Source organism: Paraburkholderia sp. UCT70 (genome assembly GCF_050434085.1).
GTDB classification, from domain to species: Bacteria; Pseudomonadota; Gammaproteobacteria; order Burkholderiales; family Burkholderiaceae; genus Paraburkholderia; species Paraburkholderia tuberum.
Genome location: NZ_JBNPVZ010000003.1, coordinates 1,125,318 through 1,147,413 on the forward strand (window position 1 = coordinate 1,125,318; position 22,096 = coordinate 1,147,413).

The 22,096-nt window shown below is 61.7% G+C and carries 19 protein-coding genes, 5 pseudogenes and 1 other annotated feature; of the genes and pseudogenes, 6 read left to right on the forward strand and 18 right to left on the reverse strand.

All coding sequences use genetic code 11. The annotated features are described in order from the left end of the window. Positions 1-295 precede the first annotated feature (295 nt). Complete coding sequence (locus OKW41_RS23135) at positions 296-772, reverse strand: lecithin retinol acyltransferase family protein (RefSeq protein ID WP_429574364.1); 477 nt, start codon at positions 770-772, stop codon at positions 296-298. A gap of 1,039 nt (positions 773-1,811) precedes the next feature. Here OKW41_RS23135 and OKW41_RS23140 point away from each other — a divergent pair. Further along, positions 1,812-2,528: a hypothetical protein gene (locus OKW41_RS23140; RefSeq protein ID WP_429574076.1), complete on the forward strand. Its 717-nt coding sequence runs from the start codon at positions 1,812-1,814 to the stop codon at positions 2,526-2,528. A 476-nt stretch (positions 2,529-3,004) separates the two neighbouring features. On the opposite strand, the gene OKW41_RS23145 is transcribed toward OKW41_RS23140, so the two are convergent. Further along, entirely contained in the window at positions 3,005-3,181 is a 177-nt protein-coding gene (locus tag OKW41_RS23145; protein ID WP_429574396.1) for a DUF1016 N-terminal domain-containing protein, read from the reverse strand. Next, on the reverse strand, positions 3,178-3,456 hold the full coding sequence (locus tag OKW41_RS23150; protein ID WP_090812434.1) for an HU family DNA-binding protein: 279 nt from the start codon (positions 3,454-3,456) through the stop codon (positions 3,178-3,180). The genes OKW41_RS23145 and OKW41_RS23150 overlap by 4 nt, the downstream gene beginning before the upstream one ends. 861 nt (positions 3,457-4,317) lie before the next feature. On the opposite strand from OKW41_RS23150, the gene OKW41_RS23155 reads away from it, so the two are divergent. Beyond that, entirely contained in the window at positions 4,318-4,476 is a 159-nt protein-coding gene (locus tag OKW41_RS23155) for a hypothetical protein (RefSeq protein WP_167368858.1), read from the forward strand. Between the two features lie 122 nt (positions 4,477-4,598). On the opposite strand, the gene OKW41_RS23160 is transcribed toward OKW41_RS23155, so the two are convergent. The 3 genes and pseudogenes from OKW41_RS23160 to OKW41_RS23170 all read right to left on the reverse strand — a co-directional run bounded on the left by OKW41_RS23160 (position 4,599) and on the right by OKW41_RS23170 (position 7,856). Next, positions 4,599-5,978: an IS4 family transposase gene (locus tag OKW41_RS23160; RefSeq protein ID WP_429443705.1), complete on the reverse strand. Its 1,380-nt coding sequence runs from the start codon at positions 5,976-5,978 to the stop codon at positions 4,599-4,601. A 139-nt stretch (positions 5,979-6,117) separates the two neighbouring features. Beyond that, a pseudogene (locus OKW41_RS23165) lies at positions 6,118-7,365 on the reverse strand (IS3 family transposase). Then, positions 6,959-7,075, reverse strand: a sequence feature (AL1L pseudoknot). Its footprint overlaps the pseudogene before it by 117 nt. Before the next feature lie 47 nt (positions 7,366-7,412). Next, on the reverse strand, positions 7,413-7,856 hold the full coding sequence (locus OKW41_RS23170; protein WP_429574365.1) for an SET domain-containing protein-lysine N-methyltransferase: 444 nt from the start codon (positions 7,854-7,856) through the stop codon (positions 7,413-7,415). A 906-nt stretch (positions 7,857-8,762) separates the two neighbouring features. Between OKW41_RS23170 and OKW41_RS23175 the strand changes: the two are divergent. After that, positions 8,763-9,368: pseudogene (locus OKW41_RS23175) on the forward strand (DUF2242 domain-containing protein); the annotation flags it as partial. Between the two features lie 367 nt (positions 9,369-9,735). Here the strand turns inward: OKW41_RS23175 and OKW41_RS23180 are convergent. The 5 genes and pseudogenes from OKW41_RS23180 to OKW41_RS23200 all read right to left on the reverse strand — a co-directional run bounded on the left by OKW41_RS23180 (position 9,736) and on the right by OKW41_RS23200 (position 12,854). Continuing rightward, positions 9,736-9,930, reverse strand: coding sequence for a hypothetical protein (locus tag OKW41_RS23180; RefSeq protein WP_429574077.1), 195 nt, complete (start codon positions 9,928-9,930; stop codon positions 9,736-9,738). 283 nt (positions 9,931-10,213) lie between these two features. Further along, positions 10,214-10,603: a hypothetical protein gene (locus OKW41_RS23185; RefSeq protein WP_429574078.1), complete on the reverse strand. Its 390-nt coding sequence runs from the start codon at positions 10,601-10,603 to the stop codon at positions 10,214-10,216. Positions 10,604-10,639: 36 nt separating this feature from the next. Then, a complete protein-coding gene (locus OKW41_RS23190) occupies positions 10,640-11,590 on the reverse strand; it encodes a hypothetical protein (protein ID WP_429574079.1) in 951 nt (316 codons plus the stop codon). Between the two features lie 5 nt (positions 11,591-11,595). Then, positions 11,596-11,808, reverse strand: a complete 213-nt coding sequence (locus tag OKW41_RS23195) for a hypothetical protein (RefSeq protein WP_429573883.1) — start codon at positions 11,806-11,808, stop codon at positions 11,596-11,598. Further along, positions 11,798-12,854 (reverse strand): annotated as a pseudogene (locus tag OKW41_RS23200) (DNA-binding protein). Before OKW41_RS23200 ends, OKW41_RS23195 begins: the two are co-directional and overlap by 11 nt. Before the next feature lie 71 nt (positions 12,855-12,925). On the opposite strand from OKW41_RS23200, the gene OKW41_RS23205 reads away from it, so the two are divergent. Then, the gene (locus OKW41_RS23205; RefSeq protein ID WP_429574080.1) at positions 12,926-13,195 is read left to right on the forward strand and encodes a DUF1488 family protein; all 270 of its coding nucleotides are present in this window, start codon (positions 12,926-12,928) and stop codon (positions 13,193-13,195) included. 838 nt (positions 13,196-14,033) lie between these two features. Here OKW41_RS23205 and OKW41_RS23210 read toward each other — a convergent pair. From OKW41_RS23210 to OKW41_RS23235, 6 genes and pseudogenes are all read right to left on the reverse strand, one after another. Then, positions 14,034-14,363 carry a hypothetical protein gene (locus tag OKW41_RS23210; RefSeq protein ID WP_429574081.1) on the reverse strand — a complete coding sequence of 110 codons (330 nt, stop codon included), beginning with the start codon at positions 14,361-14,363 and terminating at the stop codon, positions 14,034-14,036. A gap of 643 nt (positions 14,364-15,006) precedes the next feature. Beyond that, positions 15,007-15,592 (reverse strand): annotated as a pseudogene (locus OKW41_RS23215) (GspE/PulE family protein); the annotation flags it as partial. A 91-nt stretch (positions 15,593-15,683) separates the two neighbouring features. Continuing rightward, positions 15,684-16,544, reverse strand: a pseudogene (locus tag OKW41_RS23220) (type II secretion system F family protein); the annotation flags it as partial. A gap of 26 nt (positions 16,545-16,570) precedes the next feature. After that, positions 16,571-17,020 carry a type II secretion system major pseudopilin GspG gene (gene gspG, locus OKW41_RS23225; RefSeq protein WP_429574366.1) on the reverse strand — a complete coding sequence of 150 codons (450 nt, stop codon included), beginning with the start codon at positions 17,018-17,020 and terminating at the stop codon, positions 16,571-16,573. Between the two features lie 169 nt (positions 17,021-17,189). Then, a complete protein-coding gene (locus tag OKW41_RS23230) occupies positions 17,190-17,879 on the reverse strand; it encodes a response regulator (RefSeq protein ID WP_429574082.1) in 690 nt (229 codons plus the stop codon). A 29-nt stretch (positions 17,880-17,908) separates the two neighbouring features. Continuing rightward, positions 17,909-18,487: an SCO family protein gene (locus OKW41_RS23235; protein WP_429574367.1), complete on the reverse strand. Its 579-nt coding sequence runs from the start codon at positions 18,485-18,487 to the stop codon at positions 17,909-17,911. 424 nt (positions 18,488-18,911) lie between these two features. On the opposite strand from OKW41_RS23235, the gene OKW41_RS23240 reads away from it, so the two are divergent. Continuing rightward, entirely contained in the window at positions 18,912-20,063 is a 1,152-nt protein-coding gene (locus OKW41_RS23240; RefSeq protein ID WP_429574083.1) for a histidine kinase, read from the forward strand. Positions 20,064-20,096: 33 nt separating this feature from the next. Here the strand turns inward: OKW41_RS23240 and OKW41_RS23245 are convergent, their stop codons facing one another. Beyond that, entirely contained in the window at positions 20,097-20,888 is a 792-nt protein-coding gene (locus tag OKW41_RS23245) for a response regulator (RefSeq protein ID WP_429574084.1), read from the reverse strand. A gap of 566 nt (positions 20,889-21,454) precedes the next feature. On the opposite strand from OKW41_RS23245, the gene OKW41_RS23250 reads away from it, so the two are divergent. Then, a complete protein-coding gene (locus tag OKW41_RS23250) occupies positions 21,455-22,090 on the forward strand; it encodes a lytic transglycosylase domain-containing protein (RefSeq protein WP_429574085.1) in 636 nt (211 codons plus the stop codon). The last annotated feature ends 6 nt before the right edge of the window (positions 22,091-22,096 follow it).

Genomic DNA, 22,096 nt, shown 5'->3' on the forward strand with positions numbered 1-22,096 from the left:
TCCATGCCGGGAGGTCGGCTCATCGTCACGGCCCAGGGCCGCGATTATGAGGGGCTGATCTGCCGTCGGCTTTGGGGGTTGGCTGTTTGGGCGCCACCGCTTGCGCGGGCGAATCGTCATGACGAGGTCAGTACTTACCCCAGCGACCGATTGATCAAATCATCAAAACGATTCGGAATGGACTGTCCATTTGGTGAAGCGTCTTATGCCTGCCAGCGCTCGCAACTGCGCCAGCGAAATCGCCACGCATGCGCGTGCTTGTTCATTTGGTGTAAACGCACAGCGGATGGCTTCGTCAGCACGCGAGCCTATCTGTGGAGACATGAATTGGTTTTGCGCGCACGAATTGCGTGAGCATGTTGACCAGCGCGTGCAGGCAGCGCTGCGGCAAGGCGACCAGGGCATCGATCTGATCGCTTCGGCTTTCGCCGCACAGACACCACGCGCAGAAATGCTCGCAGTTGTTCGTGGTCACCCGGTAGCAGTCTTCGCCGAGACGCGAGTACGCACGCCGGACCACTTCCTCACGCGAGTACCTTCTGCCGGGCGTCCGCTCGACGCGGATCTCGTGGCCGTCGGCAAACTCACTCAAGGAAGTCTCCTGCACCGGGGCGCGACGCAGCGAACAGGACCATCCGGCGTAATGCAACACCTTGCCATCGCCGACGTAGATGCCGTGATGCGTGTAGCAGACGCGGTGCGTGACAAGATGCCCCCCTATGACCAAGGAGGCATTTCCATGCTGGCCTATTTCGTTTGCTGATTCCGACATGTCGATCACCGCGTTCTGCTGGGTCCTGCGGTGACCTAGGCATAGGACGTGCCGATACTCCAGGCGAGCGGTGCCGCACCGCGCCCGGCGGACGTGCCGACGATAAATGCAAACTGGGTCAGCCTGCGAATGCTGCGGCCGCGCTTCACCAATTGATAACGGCGCACGCGCAGCCTTTAAATGAAATGTCGCAAACCGCCGCTGGTGACGCAAACAGCACTTCACCAAATCCGATACCGCAAACCGCCCGCTTGACCATTTGATCAATCCTGCATCAGGGTAAATCCGGCCTCTGTCGATGTGCTGCCAGACGTCGAGTCATCTTCAGGTTTATTCAACGCCTGCCCGCACGCGCTATCCCGCGTTTCCACGCCCGCAGACGTGGGCAGGCATCGAACAAACCTCAAGAGATGTTAGCCTTGAGCATCCGGCAGGTTGCGGAGGCGAACCAGCCGTTCGAGTGACCGCACTTGTGTCGGGGGCGAGCGGCAGAAATTGGCCGATTGCACCCGCTGAGCTATGCCGCCACAAAGCTGCCGCTGGCGCAGGACGAATGTTTTCGACCGGCGGCTTACTCTGAAGCGGCTAAACGCGTACAGCCGGCCACAAGCGGCCGAACGGTAGCGACCGCTATCAGGCTTGTCGAGGACCGCCGAGTCCTCGTCGCCGGACGATGTGGCTTCGAGTATGGTTACCACGCGATATCGAGGGCACACCCAATCGCCGGATCACGTCGGCGGCGCGAGCTCGGCCACGCTTCATCTTGACAAGAATGAACCATGGCACGATCCTCGCTGCGTGACACGTGCCCGGTACGTTGCCCCATGGGCATCCAGGAAAGCCTATCGGCCGTTCCCCAGGCACACTGACGGTGCGCCTTTCATCGTTCGGCGGTAGTGCCGACGTTTCGAACGGCGGCTTTATCGAAGTCCTGCAGTCCCATCGAAGTTTTTCTATCGCTCATCGGTCGCTCGGTTTTCTGTCTGTCAGCCCGCCGCGACTGCTGAGATTTCTCAGTGCTACGCGAGGAGGCTCCGAAATGGCAGGAAAAATCAGCAAGAGCAACGTCATATCCGATGTCACGCAGACCCTGCAGAAGTTCGATCTGCTTGAACTGCAGCAATACACGCGCGAGCAGAGCTACTCGAACACGGCAAGCAAGGACTTTCACCTATTCTACGTAGGACGTGACGACGTTCACGACATCCTGAAGTACGTCCTTTCCCGTGCAAGTGGCTCCCTGTACATGAACATGTTTGGATTTGACGACGACGAACTCAACGATATTCTCATGCAGCAAGCCCGTGACCCGAGCATCACCATGATGATCACCCTTGACAAGAGCCAAGCTGGCGGTGTTCATGAAAAGAAGCTTCTCGATTCCGATATCGCACAGAACCCTGCCAAGTTCAACACGTACTTTGTGATCGGACAATCGGCTACCCATCAGATCAGTCACACGAAGGGATTCGTGGCCGATGGCAAGGTCGGCGGGGAGGGATCAACGAATTGGTCGGCGTCCGGCGAGGGGACGTTCGTTGTCAAGGGCAAGCCGGGCGGCCCAGGTTACAAGGCCCAAAACAACACGCAGACCATATTTACGGATCCCGACACTATCAATCGGTTTCAGACAGAACTGATTGCTGAGCACATGATAGCGAAGGCGCAAGGAGCCGCAGCCACCACGGCGACCTCCACGGTCAGAGCGGGGGCTGCGGGCGCCAAGAAAGGTGCCGCAGCAGCCAAGGGCAAGTAATCAGGAAATTGTTCGATGTGTCGATGGCCGTGCCGGCGTGACCGAAGTCCGCGCGTGCCAGCGCTGGTTGCGGCGTTCGTCGCCGGGCATGTGGTACTTGCAACGCTCCAAGGCGTCTCGTCGATCGGCGACGTCGTGGATGCTCGCGCGGCGCCTCACACTCTATAATCCATGGCCAACCAACGGATTGATAACGGGCTTCGACGGCCGGGGCAGCATGATCGGCCTTCTGGTCATAAAGGAGGCTGGCGCGCCGATGCATCTGTTGGACACGAGCGGTCGTGCGCGGAAGACTCAACGACCGCTTCGAGGTATCGGGTTGCGCATAACCGGCGGCATCGGCCGACAAGCGGCAGGCGACCGCGAGAGAACGAATGGCCGTTGGACTTTGAGAACGGCCGTTGCCGGCGCGACTACCCGAATGACGGCAACGGGTCGAGCTGAGACAGTTGACCGGGTGCCACCGACCCGCTGGCCTAGCCGAGTTCGCCGCCTTGCTCGAACTCCACGATGCGCCGGCCTATCTCCCGGTAGGTCGCCGTCATCAACGCGTTGACGCTGCGGGCGGCGGCCGCGCGCGGGGACTCCACTACGTCGGCGATTTCACGCTGCAGGCCCGCGTAGATGGCCGGTGCGATGCCGGTCTTCGTCACCGTGCGTTCACCGCGTCTTTGAACGCCTTGCCGGCAGTGAACTTCACCGTCTTTGCCGCGGCAACCTGGATTTCAGCGCCCGTCGACAGATTGCGGCCGGTGCGTGCCGCACGCTGTCCCGTCGGGAACGAGCCGAAACCGACCAGTTGCACGGTGTCGCCAGCGGTCACCGCGCGCGTGATGGCGCCTGGCACTGCATCGATGACTTCGCCGGTGGCGGCCCTGGTGTCGCCGGTGCGGGCTGCGACCGCGTCAATCAGTTCCTGTTTATTCATGTTCGATCGGTTGTTGTTGGCCAGACCCGCAACGTACGGCAACGGGCGGTCCGAACGCAAACGCGCACGCACGTGCCCAAGGTAGCGCCCGCCCCCTCCGTTTTCCCGGCCAGCGCGGGCTGCCGGAGCGTGACAGACGGAAAATCGTCCGGCGGCCAGCAGCGCTGTCGCGGCACTGCGGTAAAAGTCGGTGTGTGCGGCTCCGTCATTGCGAAACGGTCTCGACGTTGGAGGGGCGGACCAGGCGAACATGACGGTTAGTTGCGTCATCCGGTATTAAATGAACCGGTAAGGCGAGCTTTTGCAGGAGCGCGGACCTGGAACGTTGAGGCTTTCCTCCTGCAGTCCGTCGTGACATCGCTAACCGCATCGGGCGTCTTGGCGATGCGGCGGCACGTAATGGCGCCGGGCAAATCGTTTGCGGCTTTGCGCCGGAGGTCCTATGAGGTCACACGTGGATCTGCCATCGGGACGGCAGGAATTCGCCCTTATGAGAGCGTCGAACGCACATGTCAGGGTCGAATCGATACTCGAACATCCAGATTTCAGTCTGCGTAACGAGCGAAGCCGAATGTGGTCGGTCGAGGAGGATGCCATGTGGAACCGATCGGCGATGATGACAAGATCACCGTTCGGCAGACCAGGCTGCCCCTGGTAGCGCCCCCGTTTGCCGAGTAGGACAAGCAGCGCTAAACCCGGGTCATCAACGCGCCCATGCTCGTGGCAGCCTCTTCGCATCCTTCCCGGTTTGGGCTGCGCAAGGCGGCAGGAGGCGGCAGCAAGAAGGAACAGGTTGAGTACCCGACGCGCCGGCGCATCACCTAAACTGGAAGCATGTTTGCGACTCGACAGGAGGCCGCCATGGCCGAATCAATTTCGGGAATCATGCTGGGAGTGATCGTTCTGATCATGGCTGCCATCCTCGTGACGGAGCACTACCGACGTGAACATCACAGGAGCCGGCAACTCCGCTGGCTGGACACCCATCCGATGCGGGACTGGTTGCACCGCAGGCCTTGAAGCACAGCCAGACACCTGCCTTGTTGACTGTCCACCCATTGCGGGCAATTCCGGCAGCGCAAGCGACAGGGTGAACCGCCCCGGGTTTCCCCTCAGGATTACCCACAAGTAATGTGATGGTGCTATTCGTTTTGCCTGAATATTCGGTACATCATCGTGATTTCGTGCAGGACAAGAAATCCACGCCAGATGACGGTAGGACCAGGTGGACGATCATGCTTTCGAGCGAGATATCCGCCGAGTCTGGCGATCCACAAGATGACCTGCGCGAGTGACGGCGGTTTATCAGGTATTTCGGTACTGCCATGCGTACGACAGTAGAGGGCTCGCCACTCGATTGGCTGCAGCAATACTTCGCATGGCAGGTTGCCATCAAGCCTGGCAAGCAACATGGAGTACAGGATCCTCCAGCTTACGACGGCGAACAATGCGGTGGCGCGGACGAATCGATCGAGATTGCCAAATTGGCGGGCTTCAATGCGACAGCCACTTTTAAGCACACGATGCCACGATTCAATCGTCCATCGGCGCGCATACCATGCAAGACGCTCGAGGGCCTCTGCGTGTGTTTGCGTAGGCACCGAAGTCAGTAGAAGCCATTCCAATGGCTCTGCTCCTTCGTCCAAGTTCGTTTCCTGTGCATGAATTGCAAACACTTCAATTTCGGGAAGCTTCTCGCGACGACGATTTTGCGGCGGACGAAGGCGTACGGGCATGCAGCGCACAACCAGCCGTGCGGTGCGTGCCTGGCGGTTTTCGCGTGCAGGCACCTGCAGTTGCGCCTCTCCAAGCACTGGCGAGGCCAGCACGGTTTCCCACAAATATCGATCGGGGTGAGCAACGCGTCGGTTCCACGACGCGCGCACCAACCAGTCGACACCGGCAGGCCGCTGCGCCAGGAACACGTCATAGACATCGCCTTCACGGTCGCTCACGCCGATGACATGCGTGCACGGACAGTGCGTCTTGAGTACGCCCAGTTGCTCGATGCCTTCGAGCCATTTCGCGCTCTCTTTCTGTTGTACGGTTCGTTGCCCACGCAGATGTTTCTTGCCCAACTCCTCGTGCCTGCGTATCCAGGTCTTCATCCCGATCACCCCGAGTGGCAGCCCCTCTGGCGTGAGCGCAAGCAGACTGTGTATCAGGAAACCACGCACATGTGGATCGGAGCCATATCCCAGACCTTCGGTTGCCCGCAGATGAGACAAATTGAACTCGGTGGTGTCCTGAACAGCAAGGACGACTGGCACCTGTTGCATCCGACACAGCGTTTGACCGATGTGCCCACCCAGCACGCCATCGACATCCACGTGCGGGTTGTCGAAAAAACGATATGCCGCCTTCAGCTCCGAACCATTGAACGACTGCGGAAAAGAGCAATGTGGGCCCAACGAAAGCTTGCGTGCCAGCGTCACGAGCCGTCTGGTCAGGCGAGCGTCGCCGAGCTCGGCGGCGCCAAACTCTTCATTTGCCCAATCATCAAGGTCAGATGTGTCCGACAATGCCCGACATCACAGATCACGAACCGGATCAAAGTTAACATCGGTCGTCACCGTTTACAAGCCATCGCCCTTCAATCGCACAGTCGCGAGCGACTTATGGGTAATCCTGAGGGGTTTCCCGGAGGCTGTTTTGCTTGAGTCACGCCGCGATGGCGGACCCAGCGAGTTTTGAATAATAAGCGGCTTCTGCCTCAGCAGGTGGAATGTTGCCGATGGGGCCGAAGAGCCGAAGAGCCGACGATTGTTGAACCAGTCGACCCATTCGAGCGTCGCAATTTCAACGGCCTGCGGATTGCGCCATGGTCCGAGGCGATGGATCACCTCTGCCTTGTACAAGCCGTTGATCGTTTCCGCCAGTGCGTTATCGTAGGAGTCGCCCACGCTGCCCACTGACGGCTCAATGCCAGCCTCGACCAGCCGATCCGTATAGCGGATCGATACGTATTGCACGCCGCGGTCGCTGTGATGTATCAACCCGTCCTGCTGCGCCGGCTGTCGCTCGTACAAGGCCTGCTCCAGTGCGTCCAGAACGAAGTCCGTGCGCGCCGAGCTCGACACACGCCAGCCGACAATGCGTCGGGCGAACACGTCAATGATGAACGCGACATAGACGAAGCCCTGCCAGCTCGATACATAGGTAAAATCTGACACCCACAGCGCATTGGGCCGTTCGGCGGTGAATTGCCGGTTCACGAGATCCTTCGGGCACGGCGTCGAACCATCGCTCACTGTCGTGCGTACCGTCTTGCCCCGCACCACACCGCGCAGGCCCATCTGCTTCATCAGCCGCTCGACCGTGCAGCGCGCCGCGACAATGCCTTCCCGCTTCAATTGCGTCCAGACCTTGTCTGCGCCATACACCTGGAAATTTTCTTCCCACACGCGCCGGATCTCATCCTTGAGCATCCTGTCGCGCTGGGCCCGCGGCGGCACCAGGCCTGGATTGACGCGGCGGGCCACATGCGTGTAGTACGTGTCGACGGGGCAATTGGCAGCACCCTGCAGATCGGCTCGACCCCGTAGACGTGCCGGTGATCATCGATGAACGTGATCATCACTTCGGTCGGCGGTCGAGCTCCGCCTGTGCGAAATATGCTGACGCCTTGCGCAGGATTTCATTAACCTGGCGCAGCTCACGGTTCTCCCGCTCCAGTTCCTTGAGCCGATCCTGCTCCTGCGTGCTTGTGCCCGGGCGCAAACCCCGATCCCGCTCTTCCTTGCGCACCCAGCTACGCAGCGTTTCACCCGAGCAGCCAAATTTCGCTGCGATCGACGCGATCACTTTCCATTGCGATTCGCGGTCGCCCTGGTGTTCCAGCACCATTCGCACAGCCCGCTCACGAACTTCCGGCGAGTACCTTGGGGACTTCTTCTTGGTGTTTTCCATAGCTCCATTTTCTCAAGAAGTGGAGCCTCCGGAAATCCCGGGCCGGTTCAGGGGCCAGCCGTTTGCGCTCCACTCCGGACGAGCTGTGCTCCGGGACTTTGCCAGCGTCGGCATGACCCGGCCCGTCCCGGGTAACGCTCGCTTCCCGGGCCCGAGCATGGTGCGGCGGCACCACCGCACAGGCACGCGTAGTACCGACACAGGTCACCATCAAGTGGCTCGTCCGTCTCCAGTCGGTAATCGATAAAGAGTTCGCCGCCAGCCGTAATGTCCCGGATCGCGTGGTTGAACACGCGCCCCGCCTCCTCAACTGCCTCGCAGTTCGCCGAGCAGCAGTGATCAGCCAGCGCGCGCTGTTGCCCCCGCGGCTGCCGTCGATCACCCGGCCGTCCTCCAGCCCGAAAAAGAACGTGTGTCCCTCGATGCCGTCTCGCCGGTGCTGCGCGGGCGGCCCGTCGCCAGGAAATCACCTCACCCCTGTATTCCAACACGCGCTCCCCCGCTTTCAGCGTCCGCAGCGCGAACACTCCTTTCCCATGCACCGGCGATCGCTGTCATCGGCGATCTGAAAGTCGTCAAAAACTGACAGTGTGAAACTCACTGCGTGGAACCAACTTTTCTTGGTTCATTTTCTTCGGGGCCCGGTTTATCTAGAGCCTCATTCTTCTTTATTTTTCCTCGCTCCATTCTCCTGCTTCCCGTGTGGTTGCCGCATTCTCAGCGGATTAGCCACTGAGGTCAGCCGCGGTCGCAGAGCCAGCTTGACTATTTATCCCGCCCCTACCGCATCGCACAGCTCTCGGGCGAACGCAATGTAGGCTTGGTGCGTGACGGCGGATGTCATCTGCCATGCCGTGCGTTGAAATAGCAGCAGGCCCCCACGTTCACCCAGCCTCCTGAAACATCCCGTCCGCAAGTTCCGAAAGGCTGCCCGAGTTGACTACGCTGCGCAACATCGCACACGGGGGTTCCTCTCATGCTTCGGCCTGATCCGGCAGCACTTCGCGCTGCCTCGACGTCTGATGAATGCAGGTCGACACCGGGCAGAATTGAAGGATCGCCTGGCGGCCCGGCGTCAATGGACAATGGCAAAATCTAGCGTCCGCATTTTTTGATTTGCAATCCTACTCTTTGTCAAAAATTTCACCTTTCCTCGACCAACTTGAGAAGGCCGTCCTCTCATATCAGCTTGCCACATCCGCCGTACGACGTAACGGATCTGCGCTCACGAGAACGTCGAAGGTTGTTGTAGGGAAAGAAAACTATAATGGCCCGGCCCATTCACTTCCGGATCGGCCGCATGATGTGTCCCTCTCATGCAGCGCAAGAGCATTGGGTGTCGTGACCATCTGGCGCCGGCCCCCTTCTCCGCTCGAGCCGGTCCAACCTATTCAGCCATGCATACCCCGTTCCGCTTTTCCTCCGCGGCTTTTGTGCTTGCGCTTGCGAGCGCACTGTCTGCGTGCTCGACACCGAAGCCGCTTTACCAGCAAGAACAGTTCGACGCAGGCGATAGCCCTTATATGCACAATTTCGCCGGGAAGGCAGAGCTCGCCTGCGAAGCCGCCCGCCGTGCGTTGCTCAGCCAGGGATATATCGCCAGTTCGACGAGGCCCGATTCGGTCGACGGCTCGAAAAATTTCCAGCCTACCGGCGATACGCACGCGGTGATTGAAATCCATGTGGTCTGTACAACCGACGACCCCAAAAGCAACAGCAGTATCGCGTACGTGAACGCAGTGCAGGATCGCTATGCGCTGAAGAAGAGCAACACGTCGGCGAGCGTCGGACTGAGCGTGTTCGGATCGCTGTCGCTGCCGATCGGCTCAAGCGATGACTCGATGGTGAAAGTTGCGAGCGAGACGATTCCTGCCGGCGTTTTCTATCAGCGTTTCTTTGCGCTAGTCGACCACTACCTGAAGGCCGACTCCGCCCAGCCGGACGCCGTCGCCGCCGCGGCAGCGCCGAAGGAGACGCTGCCGTCAATGAACGACGCCGTGCCGCCGATCGGGACAGCCCAGACAGGTAATGGTTCGGAGAAAGCGACGAGCGCCAGGTAAGGCGTCGACGGTATGGCGCGCCCGGACGTGTGCTCGAGCCGCGTTTGGTCCGCCCACTTTCCCGGCTAGCATGCAGCGACGAAGAGGCGAACAGCCTGACGTGCCATGTTGCCGTGTACGGACCCGCCTGGCAGCAGACGCGAGCCGCCGCGGTCGTCAGCCCGGTCGTAAACTTCGGCGCATAAACGGCGTCATGCTCGCGCTGTCTCAGTGCAGATCGGGCGGCCCTCGAAGTTGGGCCGCGGCAAGTATCCGGAACAACGCTCAAGCCTGCATCATATTGGCTTGCGGGCTCATAGGGTGCGACATCTCAGTGACGGCGTGCGAAGGCCCGAAGAAGGGAATCTCCGTCCTGTGTAATTCGAGGCCGCACCGTACCGCCGGCAAGCTGCCCCATGGCGACGAGCTGGCGTTCGAGCAACGTGTCAAGTTCCTGCCGCTCGGCAATATGGTCGGCCGAGTCCCTGACGAGCATCAATGTCGCAAATTCATGGGCGCTGAGCATTCCTGTCTCCTGGTCGTTCGAGTAGGTGCCGTAGGGGATTGCGCCGGCTACTGGCCTGCGGGCCGTGCCTGCCCGGCTAAGGTCGCTGTCGGCGACGCATTACCGATGGCGCGTTTGGCTGCGATTGGCAGCGGGGAGTTGATGATAGAAGCAGGCTCGGGAGCGGAGCAATCCGGGTCGTCCCGCATATTGGACATATTGAAGGTCTTCCGCACATGAAATAGCGTCACCCAGCTTCAACGCCGACTGCCCCGTGCACAGTCGCGAGAGCACCCAACCGGCCTCACCTGATCAACCCGCCGCTCCACCGGTCACGGTCGCTCCAGAACGGACACCGCGGACAGGTTTCGCCGTCCGGATAGTCGATGCCTTCCTCATGCGGGCACCCGATGATGCGATCGACCGCTGCGACCGAACGCGCACCATGCTGTTCAATGAACCGGACGACTGCTTCGGTGATTTCCGGATCGGTTCTCGCATCGGACGTTTCACAGAACCACCGCTCAACAGGATCAGCATCCGCGCCTTCGTACGCGACGATGCCGACGGCAACCTTCGTCGCCCGCCTGTCATCGGGCCCATAAAAGGCCACCGTTGCGACCGGATAGCCGCAGAAGCCCTTGCGGCTTTTTTTCGTGAGCCTGTCCCGGTACCACTGCGCTTTCAATGTCATGTCGCCTCCGTGCCTCCGCGCGACTGGCCGATGCGACTACGGCATCAGCGGTAATCGCGGCCGCCGATCGTCATACTCACCGGTGCTGCACTTTCCGTGTGGCCATGTACAGGTCGAACAGGCCGGCATGCAGGCGACTGAGCGCCTGACGCAGACTGACGAGTTCGTGCTGGTCGCCGTCATGCTCCCGGCGCAGGATCTCGCCCAGCAGGACCGTGGCCCGCGATGCCGCAACCTCACGTGCGTCCGGGCGTCACCCAGCCGGCCTGCGAGCGCCGGCTTGACCACCAGCAGCCAGGCCGGGAACCAGGAATAGTCGTCGAACTCGCCGGTGCCGGGGAACTCCGCATCGAAGCGCCGGCGTAGCGCGTCGAGCGACGCGTCGCCCAGTCCGGGCAGCAACGCCGCGCACCGTGCGGGCGCGAGCCACGCCAGTCCAGCGAGCAGTGGCCACGCGGCATCCAGACCATCAGCCCGGTAGCGCGCCTCCGTCATCCACGCGAAGGGTGCCGGGATGCGCGACCAGGACTCCATGGCTTCGACTGCTTCAATCGCAGCCGCCCCGTCGCCCGCCAGAAGCCACAGCGGCACGGCGTGACTGTCTGCGTCGGCGGTACGAAACGGTAGCGATTCAGCCCGCTGGGCGAGCGCTCGCCAGCACGGCGTGAGCCACGACTGGACATTCTGCGCGGGCAGCACCCGCCGGGCGGCAAGTACGACCTCGTCCTCGAGATGCCGGCGTGCGCTGGCCAGCGACTCGTGATCAGAAAAGGGCGTGGGGGATCCGCGTTCCAGCTCACGAACCAGCACGGTCATCGCGGGCAGCGCGCCATCGTCCGGGTATTCGCCGGCGAGCTGCGCCAGTGCCGTTCGCGCGGCCGCCACATCCCGCCGCTGCAACGGCTCCAGCACGTCGTTGCGCAACATCACGTCACGGCTGTCGGCGAAGATGTCGAGCTGCTGAATGGTGGGCTGCTGCATGTTCATCCCGCTCAGAAGAGCTGATCGTGAAGAGCGGCCAGATTAGCCCACTTCACGGTGCTGCGGAAGGTGCTGCCGTCTTCGTGCACCGACTCGATGATCACGCGCTGGCCGCTCGCTTCGGCGATCACGCGCACGGTCCGCTCGCCATAGCGCATCAGCGCGCCGATCGGCGGACAGACCGGGGCCTTCCGTCTCCTGCGCGGGCGGGTTCTATTTTCCATCCCTCTTTCCCCGCTTGCGGTGCACTACGGTCTGGCTGGCTGGCGCGGGCGCGACACGCGGCGCGCGTGAAGGGCGTGTCGCCACCGGCCGCGCCGCAGTGGAGGCGGACTTCGCGCGGGCTGGGCGGGCGTCGCGTGTATCCGCCTGCCGCAGTGCCGCCAGCTGTTGCTGCAGCGTGACATTCGTGGCCAGCACGGCATCGAGCCGTCCCTGCAGCACGCCCGCCTGGTGACGCACGTCCCCGAGCTGCGCCTGCAGCGCCTCGACCGCCCGGTAATGGTCCGCCCCGCGACTGTCGGCCCGCTTGACGGCGGCATCGAGCTCCTTCTGCAGCTTCGCGGCCGCACCCCGCTCGCGGTCGATCTCCAGCAGCGCGCGCTTTTCCGACGCTCGCAGGCGCTCTTCGGCGCGTTCCGCGCTCTCGCGCAGCTTCTCGAGATCCCGCGAGAAACCTTCGCGCACCTTGTCCAGTTCACGGTCGCGCACGCGCGCCTCGGCCTTGAGCCGGACGACCTCGGCCTCGCACGCCTGCCGCGCCGCGTGGCCCTCGGCCTGCGCCTTTTCCAGTTCGCGCCCCTCGACCTGCGCGGCAAGGAGCGCCGCCGTGCGCTGTTCGAGCGCGGTCTCGGTGCGACCCAGTTCGTCGCGGGCAGCAACGACCGACCGTTGCGCCTCAACGCGTTGCGCCTCGACTTCGTCGCGCAGCGCGTCGAGCGCGGCTTCGGCAGCGGCGGTTGCGCGGGTCCAGAGCGCCGCGACCAGTTCGCCGGCAGCCGGCCCCAGGTCGGCGGGCAGGTCGGGGTGGTCGATGCGCACCCGGCTCTTTTCGCAGTTCGGCCCAGAATTCACCGAGCACCTGGGTCGGCGTGCTCATGCTGCCCAGCCTCACCAGCTGGTAAAGCCGGTTCGCGGTCGGCGTGATCCCGAAGCGGAAGAACAGTAGCGCGCAGACCTCGCGGTACAGCTCGCGGGTCTTCGGGATTTCGGCCTTCAGGCGGTCGATTTCAGCGGCGAGACGGGTTTCGTCAGGGAGGGCGTCGGCCATGGAACGCCCCATATTCAAACTGCTTCGCCTGTGCAAAAATCCATCCAAAGCAATATAAAGCGTCACAGCCCATGGAAATCCTCGACCTTGATCCGCAGGTGCTTGCAAATCGCAGCGGCGTGGCGTTCAGCCTCGCCCATCGCAACAGCAAGGTTGAATGCGTGATCACGATCCGGGCGCTGGAAATGTATTTCTGGCTTGAATCCCAGGCCAGCGACGCGCGGATCCTGAAGGCGTTTCGTGACGGTTACAGCCGCATCCGGGCCATCGCCGAACGGAAGCTGCTCGCCCATCCGATGGCAACGCTTGAACTGACACCGACCGACTTTGAGCGTCGCTGATCAACGGACGGCAGGCGAATGCACGCGACGCGGTGCTCAGGTGACGCCCAGATTCGCGCTCCGTGTGCGGGCGGTAGAAGGACGCACGGCGGACCCTCACTGCGATAAGGACGCCCCCATGTTGCCGGCCGCACAGTGAAGTCGCGCGAGTGACCTATGGAAAGCGTCGCTGCATGCTTCCGCTCTCATGGTGCACGGCGCCCGTGACCCATCTTCCTGTTGGCGGCGTCATGGCGAAGCTGGGCAGGAACGTTTCCGCGCCGGACTGTTAGTTTGCGCACAAACCAGACGGCCTGGTTGGGTACGGGCGGAAATAACAAACGCCAAGGCGCCTCGGGAGGAAATCAGATAAGGAGTCTTCGACGCATCACGCGTGCCGCTGAGCGTTGCATGGGGCGACGCGCTACCGCCAGTTAACGCTCTACGGCCAGGCATACGTGGGCATGAGGCTAATCGCGGGCAGCGCCTATACATTTTCGGGTTGCGCGACAAAGATCCGCGGACATCCAGGCCTTCTATTGGATACGACGCTCCAGTTTGCACACGGATTAACTTAGGATATCTACATATAAAACCGGAGATTGGTCATCTCTTTTATGTCAAATTGAACGGATCGGTGGCCGCCCCATACAGGTACAACTGGTTGCTAGTTTCGTGACTGTTCGGCTTCCCGAATGGCGATAACATTCAGGGGCCTGCGAAGCAGGATGGATAGTTGCGGGAAATGGCGACTATCGGGTTGGTGAGCAGAGTAATATCTTCAGGAATACAAATTGAGATGACGTGCCTGTTCGTGGCGCGGCGCGCCATCAATGAACTGCATGCCCTGGCCTGACGCTCAGCAGTAGTGGCGCAGGTTGATCATCGTATAGGCGAGCGTCTTGAAGGCGTAGTGCACATCACTGATGCGGTCGAAGCGCAGCAGCAGACGGCAAAATTTATCCTCCCAGGCGAACATGCGCTCAATGGTGCGAAAGCGCTCTTCAAAGATCGCCGGATCGAAGCGGCGCTTGCGACCGCGCTTCGACGTCTTTCGGCCGCGAACATTCTCGGGGATATTGGGGTTCATGCCCCAGTTGAAGATCGCCTTGCGGCTGGCCCGGCAGTCGTAGACGCCGTCCAGGCTGACGGTTGCGCCTTGCAGGTCCATCCCGATGGCATGGGCCATCTGGGTAAGTCCGGACAAAGCGTTGCCAACAGCGGTGATTCGTTTCGGTTACCCGGCACGGATATAATTGGCGCGATCACGTTACAGCGCCGATCGCAAAAGGCCACCACCTTGTCGCCCTTCATATGCTTGTGCCCGCTGTAGCCGAGGTTGTCCCCGCCTTTTTTCGCGGCCGTCGTTGTGCCGTCACCATGAATCACATCGAGCTCAAGAAGTTCATCCTCATGAAGCCGGCTCACCGAGCCGGCAAAGATCGCATCGATGCAACCATCGGCCTGCCAGCGCCGCAGCGTGCGATAGATGCGCGTGTGATGAATTTCAGGGCGTCCACTGGCGTCCCGCTCGATGAACAGTATCTTCCATTGGCAGCCCCTATACAGCAGTTGCAGTACATAGCCAAACAGCTTGTACAGCCCCAGTTTCGGCGCCGGTCCCCACTTACCCACCGTCAGGTGCGGCAAGACGAATTCCTCAAACTGCTGCTCGCTCAATCTCGCAGGTATCGCTTGCCAGCATTGACTTCCAGCCATCCGGACCATTCCGAAATCCGGACTTTACCCGGTTCCCGCATCCGTTATGGAAGTTCCAGTCCTGGCGTGGCTTGCAGACAAACTCCACGGCCCTCGAAAACGCGCAACCAGTTGATCTTCAGCGCGTCGTAGATGGTGGAGTTGAGCAGGCGCACCACGGTGCTGTCGTCGCTGCTGATGCCCTGCAATGTCAGCGCGAGAGAAGAGCTATCGGCGGTGCGCTGCACCTGATCGTCGAAGGCGAGCGAATCCATCGCGCGCACGTCTTTTTCGCGCACGGCGAGCCACGCGGTGAGGTCGCCAACGCTCGCGAGCGCCCAGCTATACGGCAAAGTGGGCCGCGAACGCATCCGGTGCTCCACTATGCCGCGCGTGCGGGCGTCGAGCGGATCGGCGATCACGAAGAGCAGCGCGCCGTTTTGATCCGGCTGGCGAAAGCACACGTACAAGCGGGTGGTGGCTTCGACGAACGGCAGCACGTCGAAATCCGCTTCGAGCCCGGTTCAACTCCTGTATGCCGATCGATTTCATGCGGAACTGCCCGGCGAGCCGCACCACCATCTCGTCGGCGCTTAGCGACGCCTGCGTCATCAACTCTTCCAGCGCGCGAATGCCCGAGCCATGCCACTCGCCAAGCGCGCGCAGCGAGTCGCGCGATTCAAAGCCCGGAGTCTGCGGTGCCGCGCTGATCGTATCCATGGGTTTTCTCCAAGGCCGCCCTACTGGATGCTCGACGCAATTTCGAAGATCGGCATGTACATCAACACGACGATCCCGCCGATCACCACGTAAAGGCACGCACCGCGGGAATGCCGCCGTCGACCAGCATCGCAGTAGTGCGAAAGAACTGCGACTGGCGAAACACGCGGAAGTGCAGACCAATACCCGGCAACGCGAGCAGGCGGTCCGCGATCCAGTTGCGCACCGCCGCCCGGCGCAGCACGACGCCGACCGTCACCGTCAGCACGGCGAGGCCAACGGTGAGCGCCATTCCGTGGGCATGCACCATGCCGCCCCAGGCCATCAACAATTGCGAGAGCAGCGGCAGCTCGCGTCCGCTATGCTCGAGCAGGGTGGCAAAGCGTGGCACGACGAAACCCAGCAGAAACAGCACGACGGCCGCACCCACTAGCAGCAGCACGGATGGATAGATCGCGACCGACACCACGCGGCCGCGCAGTTCGTGAAGCAGCGCACTGTTGCGTGAGTAACGTGTCAGGCTGTCGGCAAGACCGCCTGTCTGTTCACTCGCTTTCACGCACGCCACGAGGACCGGGGGAAACACGCGGCTTGCGTGCTCGAGCGCGGCGGACAGCGACTGTCCTTCTTCGAGCTGCCGCAGCAGATCGCGATATACCTCGGCCGACGCCTCGCGGCGCTCATTGCCACTGAGCGTGCGCAATGCGTCGACCACGCCGACGCCGGCATCGAGCAATGCCGCGAGTTCGCGCGCGAACAGCTCGACGTTGAATCTCGCGCCCGGCATCGCCGACCAGCGAAGCCGGTGCTGACCTCGCGCATCCGCACGTACCGACACCACGCGCAAACCCCTTGCGCGCGCGAGCGCCGTACCAGCCGCGGACGAATCGCAGTCGAGGCGAAGCGTCTGCACTGAACCGCTGGTATCGAAGACGCGCAGCAGGAACTTCACGTCGATTCTCCTCGCTGACAGCCGCACTACCAGGACGTGATGTCCGAGTTCTCACCCGTGCCGCCAACCTGGTTGTCCTTACCGAGCGAGAACAGGTCGTAGTCGCCGTGCTCGCCAGGCGAGCGGTACTGGTACTGGCGATCCCACGGATCCGGCGGCACCGCTTTCTGCAGATACGGGCCGCTCCAGTGCGTCGCGTCCTGAGGTTTGGTCATCAGCGCCTGAAGGCCTTCCTCGGTCGTCGGATAGGCGCCCATGTCGAGCCGGTATTGATCGAGCGCCTTGCTCAACGAGTCGATCTGGGCCCGCGCGATCTTGGTGTTCGACTTGCCGACCTGCTCGAAATAGCGTGGTGCCACCAGCCCCGCGAGCAAGCCGATGATGACCATGACCACGAGCAGTTCGAGCAGCGTGAAACCGCCGTTGCGCCGACGCGCGTGGTCAACGCGTATACGGCACGTCGCGCTGCTGCGCATGGCGGCCCCGATCGAGAACAATTCGTTGCGCACGTCGCTCCCCTTCTGTCGACCCACCGGCCCGATACCACCGAAGCCGTTTTATGCATTCTTGTTCAGGTGGGCATCGGCAAGAAGTAGGGAGACCCGACCAAAGGGATGGGTAAAGACCCTCCAGTTCCCGGGTCGTTCACAGAAAGCGATCGAGCGCGCGCGCCGGGCTCGACAGTGGCAGCACGCCCATGTCGAGCGCGATCAGCACGAGGCCGGTGACGTTCTTCACGTCGAGCTTGCGCATCAGGCTCGCGCGGTGCTTTTCGATGGTTTTCGGGCTGAGTTGCAGATATTCGCCGACCTGGCGATTAGTGCGGCCTTCCGCGACAAGCCTCAGCACCGCGCGTTCGCGAGCGGTCAAGGCGTGCCATAACTGCGCGTGGCGCGAAACGCCGGGCAGCGGATCGGACGACACGCCGTGATCGGCGTGCTGTTCGAACGCGGGGTTGCGTTTGCCTTGCATCACAAGGCGCATTTCACAGACGAGTTCTTCGAACGAAGCGTCCTTGATCACGTAGCCGTCGGCACCCGCCGCGATGGCCTCGTGCACGTGCTCTTCGCTGCTGTGGATCGTCAGTGCGATGATCCGCACCTGCGGTGTCCGGTACTTGATCACGGCGATGGCCTCGATGCCGCTCATGCACGGCATCGAGAGATCCATCAGGATCAGATCGGGCCTGATGACACAGGCGAGACTGCACACCTCGAGTCCGTCGGTCGCCTCGCCGGCGATGATGTAATCAGGCAGGGAAGATACCATCGTGCAGAGCCCGCCGCGCAGAAGATGCTGGTCCTCTGCGATCAGTACGCGATAAGTCGTCGCCACTTTGCTCGCTCCCGGCGGAATCCCCGCTACTAGTTCGAGGCGACGACTTCGTGGTAGGCGCTCAACAGTTCAGCCGGCGTCGCGAGACCGTCGAGACGCAGCCACGAGTTGCCGGGCGCCGCGCGGAAAAAGACTACCGCGGTGTGATTCATCTTGTCGCCGCGATAGACGTTGAAGGCGCGTTGAGCCGCGACGCTCGCCTCGACGGTGCCGGTGTAGTGCTGCCACTCGGGGCCGGCGTCGAAGCGGGCGGCGTAGGCCTTCAGGCGGGCTGCCGTGTCCTCTTCGGGATCGATCGAAATCGACACGAGATGAACCTTGTCACGGTCAGCGCCGAGCCTGGCTTGCAATTCCTCGAAGGTCTGACTGACCATCGGGCATATCGTCGTGCAGGTCGTGTAGATGAACGTGAGGATGACCGGGCGGCCGTCGTTCAGCTCGTCGGAGAGCGAAACAGCCTTGCCGTCGTCGCGAACCAGCGTCACCGCGGGCAGCGTGTATTCCACGGTCGAGCGCATCGTGCCCGTGGTCATTTCATGGTGATGCATGTGCATCGCGGCGCCGTGAGCCATCTCATCGGCCATCTTCCCCGCAGGCGCCGGCTGCATGTCCATCATCTCGTGATGGTGCGCCTCGTTGGCGGCGCCATTGGCGACGTCTTCGGCAGTCGCGGCCACGGCGCCGAGGCCCGTCACCCCCGCGCCGCTCAGCACGAGCGCGCCGATCATCCATGTGCGGTTCATCTTCATCGCGATCTCCAGAGACATGAGAATGGCAGAGGCGCGCTGCAAGAAGCGCAGCCGCGCGCGCCCAGCCCATCACTTCAGTCTCATGAATCCGCCCGCGCACGTCATTGGATAAAGCCCCCCAAAGCGCGGTAGGGTATGTCTACCAGAGTAAACATTCACCCCGTCCGCAGCGGGGTGTCCCCCGCGTGACGTTCGTAGTTGCCCCGTTGGCAGAGTGACGTGCGCAGGCGTACAATCGAAACAATGCTTAAGGTTTCCTTAAGCCAACTCGCTGGGGAATCCCATGCAAGCACGTCAGCCCTCGGCACGACAACTGAAGTTGCGCGACCTTGTTGATGCGATGCGCAAGCTTGGGATCGCGGCCCGACTCGGCGAAGCGCACCCGGGCAACGTCAGTGACGCGCGCGGCGCCGCGCTCGCGATCCTGTCGCCGGATGGAGTGTTCCTGTCGTCGAACCGCAGCGCCGCGGAGTTGCTCGGTTACACGAGCGCCGAACTCGTCGGCCTTCGGCTGCTGGACATGGCGGCCGAGCGCGAACGCGCGTCGCTCGCGGCTCAACTATCGGCCGATCCCGCTCGCGAGTTTGCTCCGATCACCACGATGCTGACCGCGCACAACGGCCGTCCAACCTTGCTTGTACTGCACCGCCAACCAATCGCGGCCAACCAGGCGCAGCAGGAACAGCACGATGGGCAAGCCGCGCAACTGGCCCTCTTCGAGGAACCTCTTGCAGCCGATGCCCCGCCTGCGGATGGCGCCCATCTATCCGAAGCGGTGGCCCGCGATCGGCTGAAGTATCTGATGATCGGTCAGCAACGCGAGCGTCAGCGCCTCGCCGCTGATCTGCACGACGGTCTCGGCCAGGCGCTCACGCTGATTAAGCTGATGGTCGAGGACGCCCGCATGCGCCTGCGCCGCGGACAAGCCGAAGACGGCGCGCAAAAGCTCGACGCCACTGTCCTGCAAATCCGCGAGACGATCGGCGAGATGCGGCAGATATGCGGCGAACTGCGTCCGCTAGCACTCGAGCGGCTGGGTCTCGCCGCCGCATTGAGCACGCTGTGCCGGCGCGTCGAGCGCAGTGCCGAAGGCCTCGCGGTGAACTTCCGCTGCGAAGTCGACGACCGCGATGTGCCCGATTATCTGAAGGCGGACATTTTCCGCGTCGCCCAGGAAGCGCTCAACAACATCGTCAAGCACGCGGCGGCAACCGAGATCAGGCTCGCCCTGCGACGGATCGACACCGGCGTGTTGCTCACGATTCAGGACAACGGCACCGGCTACGACACGCGGCCCCTCTCGTCGGAAGACATCGGTTCGACGGGCCTCGGCCTCGCCGGCATGCAACACCGTGTCGAATCGCAAGGCGGTTTTCTCGCGGTTCACTCTTCCGACACCAGCGGCACACTCGTATCGGCGAGTTGGACGCTTTGAAGGACACCGCCGGCTCACCTGCGAGCGCTGCCCTCATTCGGCAGCCGAACCACTGAGCCTCGACACCGACAGCTCAACGATATCGCCGGGTTCCGCTGGCGGCTCCGGATTCGCCACCGGCAGACGGGCTCGCGTGTCGTCGGGACCGCGCTCCGCGCATTTGGTCGCAAGCGACGTCAACAGCCCCATGCTGATGGCGACCAGCACGAGTTCCGTCAGATTCTCGATGGCGAGCTTGTGCATCACGCTGGCGCGATACTTCTCGATCGTCTTCGGGCTGAGGTTCAGATACTGTCCTACCTGCCGGTTGGTGCGCCCTTCAGCAATCAGCTTCAGCACACTGCGCTCGCGTGCCGTGAGAATGTCCCATGCCCTCTTCGGCGCCATTGCTTCGCGGCCGGTAATGAACGAGTCAACCATGTAGCCGTACACGTCGGCGCTCAGATGCTTTTTTCCCTGCATCACCGTGCGCATCGCGACCATCAGTTCGTCGAACGAAACATCTTTCAGCACATAGCCGTCGACGCCTGCGCGAAGCGCTTCGCGCACGTACTCTTCGTTTTGATGCACGGTGAGCGCCACGATACGCACGAGCGGCGAACGGCGCTTGATCGCCGCGCTCGCGTCGATGCCGTTCATGCCGCGCATCGACAAGTCCATCAGGATGAGATCAGGGTTGAGCGTCATGGCGAGCTGGCAGGCCTCCTTGCCGTCCGTCGCCGCCCCGACAACGTGGTATTCGCCTTGTGCCGAGAGCATCGAACACAATCCGTTGCGCAGCAGATCATGGTCTTCGACAACCAGCACGCGATATTTGATATTCACGATGCCACTCCTCGTTCGAGCATGGCCGGTTGATTAATCAACCGGAAGGGCCTTTGGCAGGCCATTTTATCTTTCAAATATGTCTTTCTAATTCTTTATATATTTCTTTCTTGAACATAACATAGTCTTTCGACCAGCCAACCGGTCGCCCGCGCGACCTTATTTCGCAAGATTCGCGCCGGCAATTGGAGCACCGCATCCAGATTCGGTATGCACGTCGAAACGTTAAATTGAATTACTTAATTTGGCGAAAAACGTTCCAAAAATGATAAGTTTCAGTGCTGACTCGGACATCGGTAATAATAGAAGGCGGTACGCTTCTCCCCGCGCACGCGAAATGCGAGGCAGTAACTCCTACCTTGCAGTGCCAACCGAAATTATTTTCTTCCTTTGAAGCAGCTTGCGAGCAGCAGACCAACCCGACGACTGTGACAATGCATTACAGATGTAACGTTTTTGCACACACAGTGAAAGCCCTCCACAGCGCACCTCCAAAAGTAGGAGAGTGCCCCATTGCTCAGGTCCTTTTGCGCCACTCACAATGACGACGCGGAGGGATTTCGAACATGCGCAGGCGCCCTTCTTTCCTGTCGGCGAATACGTTTCGGGCGGTCATGATGACGCTCGGAATGACATCGACTGGGCTCGCGCATGCGGAGATCTTTGGCGCGGTCGACAGCCATGGGGCGATCGTCCTGACCAATACACCCGGCAAGGCGGGACTCACCGTGATCGTTGCGGGAGACCCGCCGCCTGAGCGAAATGCGAAACGTGCGAACAACGCATTCAGCGCCACGATCGAGATCGCCCGCTTCGCAGACGTAATCGAAGAAGCAAGCCGCACTTTTCGCGTGGCGCCCGAACTGCTGCGCGCGGTGATCGACGTCGAGTCGCGCTATAATCCGAACGCCGTATCGGATAAAGGCGCCCAGGGTCTCATGCAGTTGATGCCCGACACCGCGCGGCGCTTTTCCGATGGCAACATGTTCAATCCGCGCGATAACGTGCTGGCAGGCGCACGCTATCTTCGCTTCCTGCTCGATCTCTTCAAGGACGACATGGAACTTGCGCTGGCCGCGTACAACGCGGGCGAGAACGCGGTGATTCGGGCCGGATATCGAATTCCTTCGATATCCGAAACACGTCAGTACGTGCCGCGCGTGCTGGCCCGCTACCGGCGCCTGCTGACGGCCACTGGTTAGCGGGCG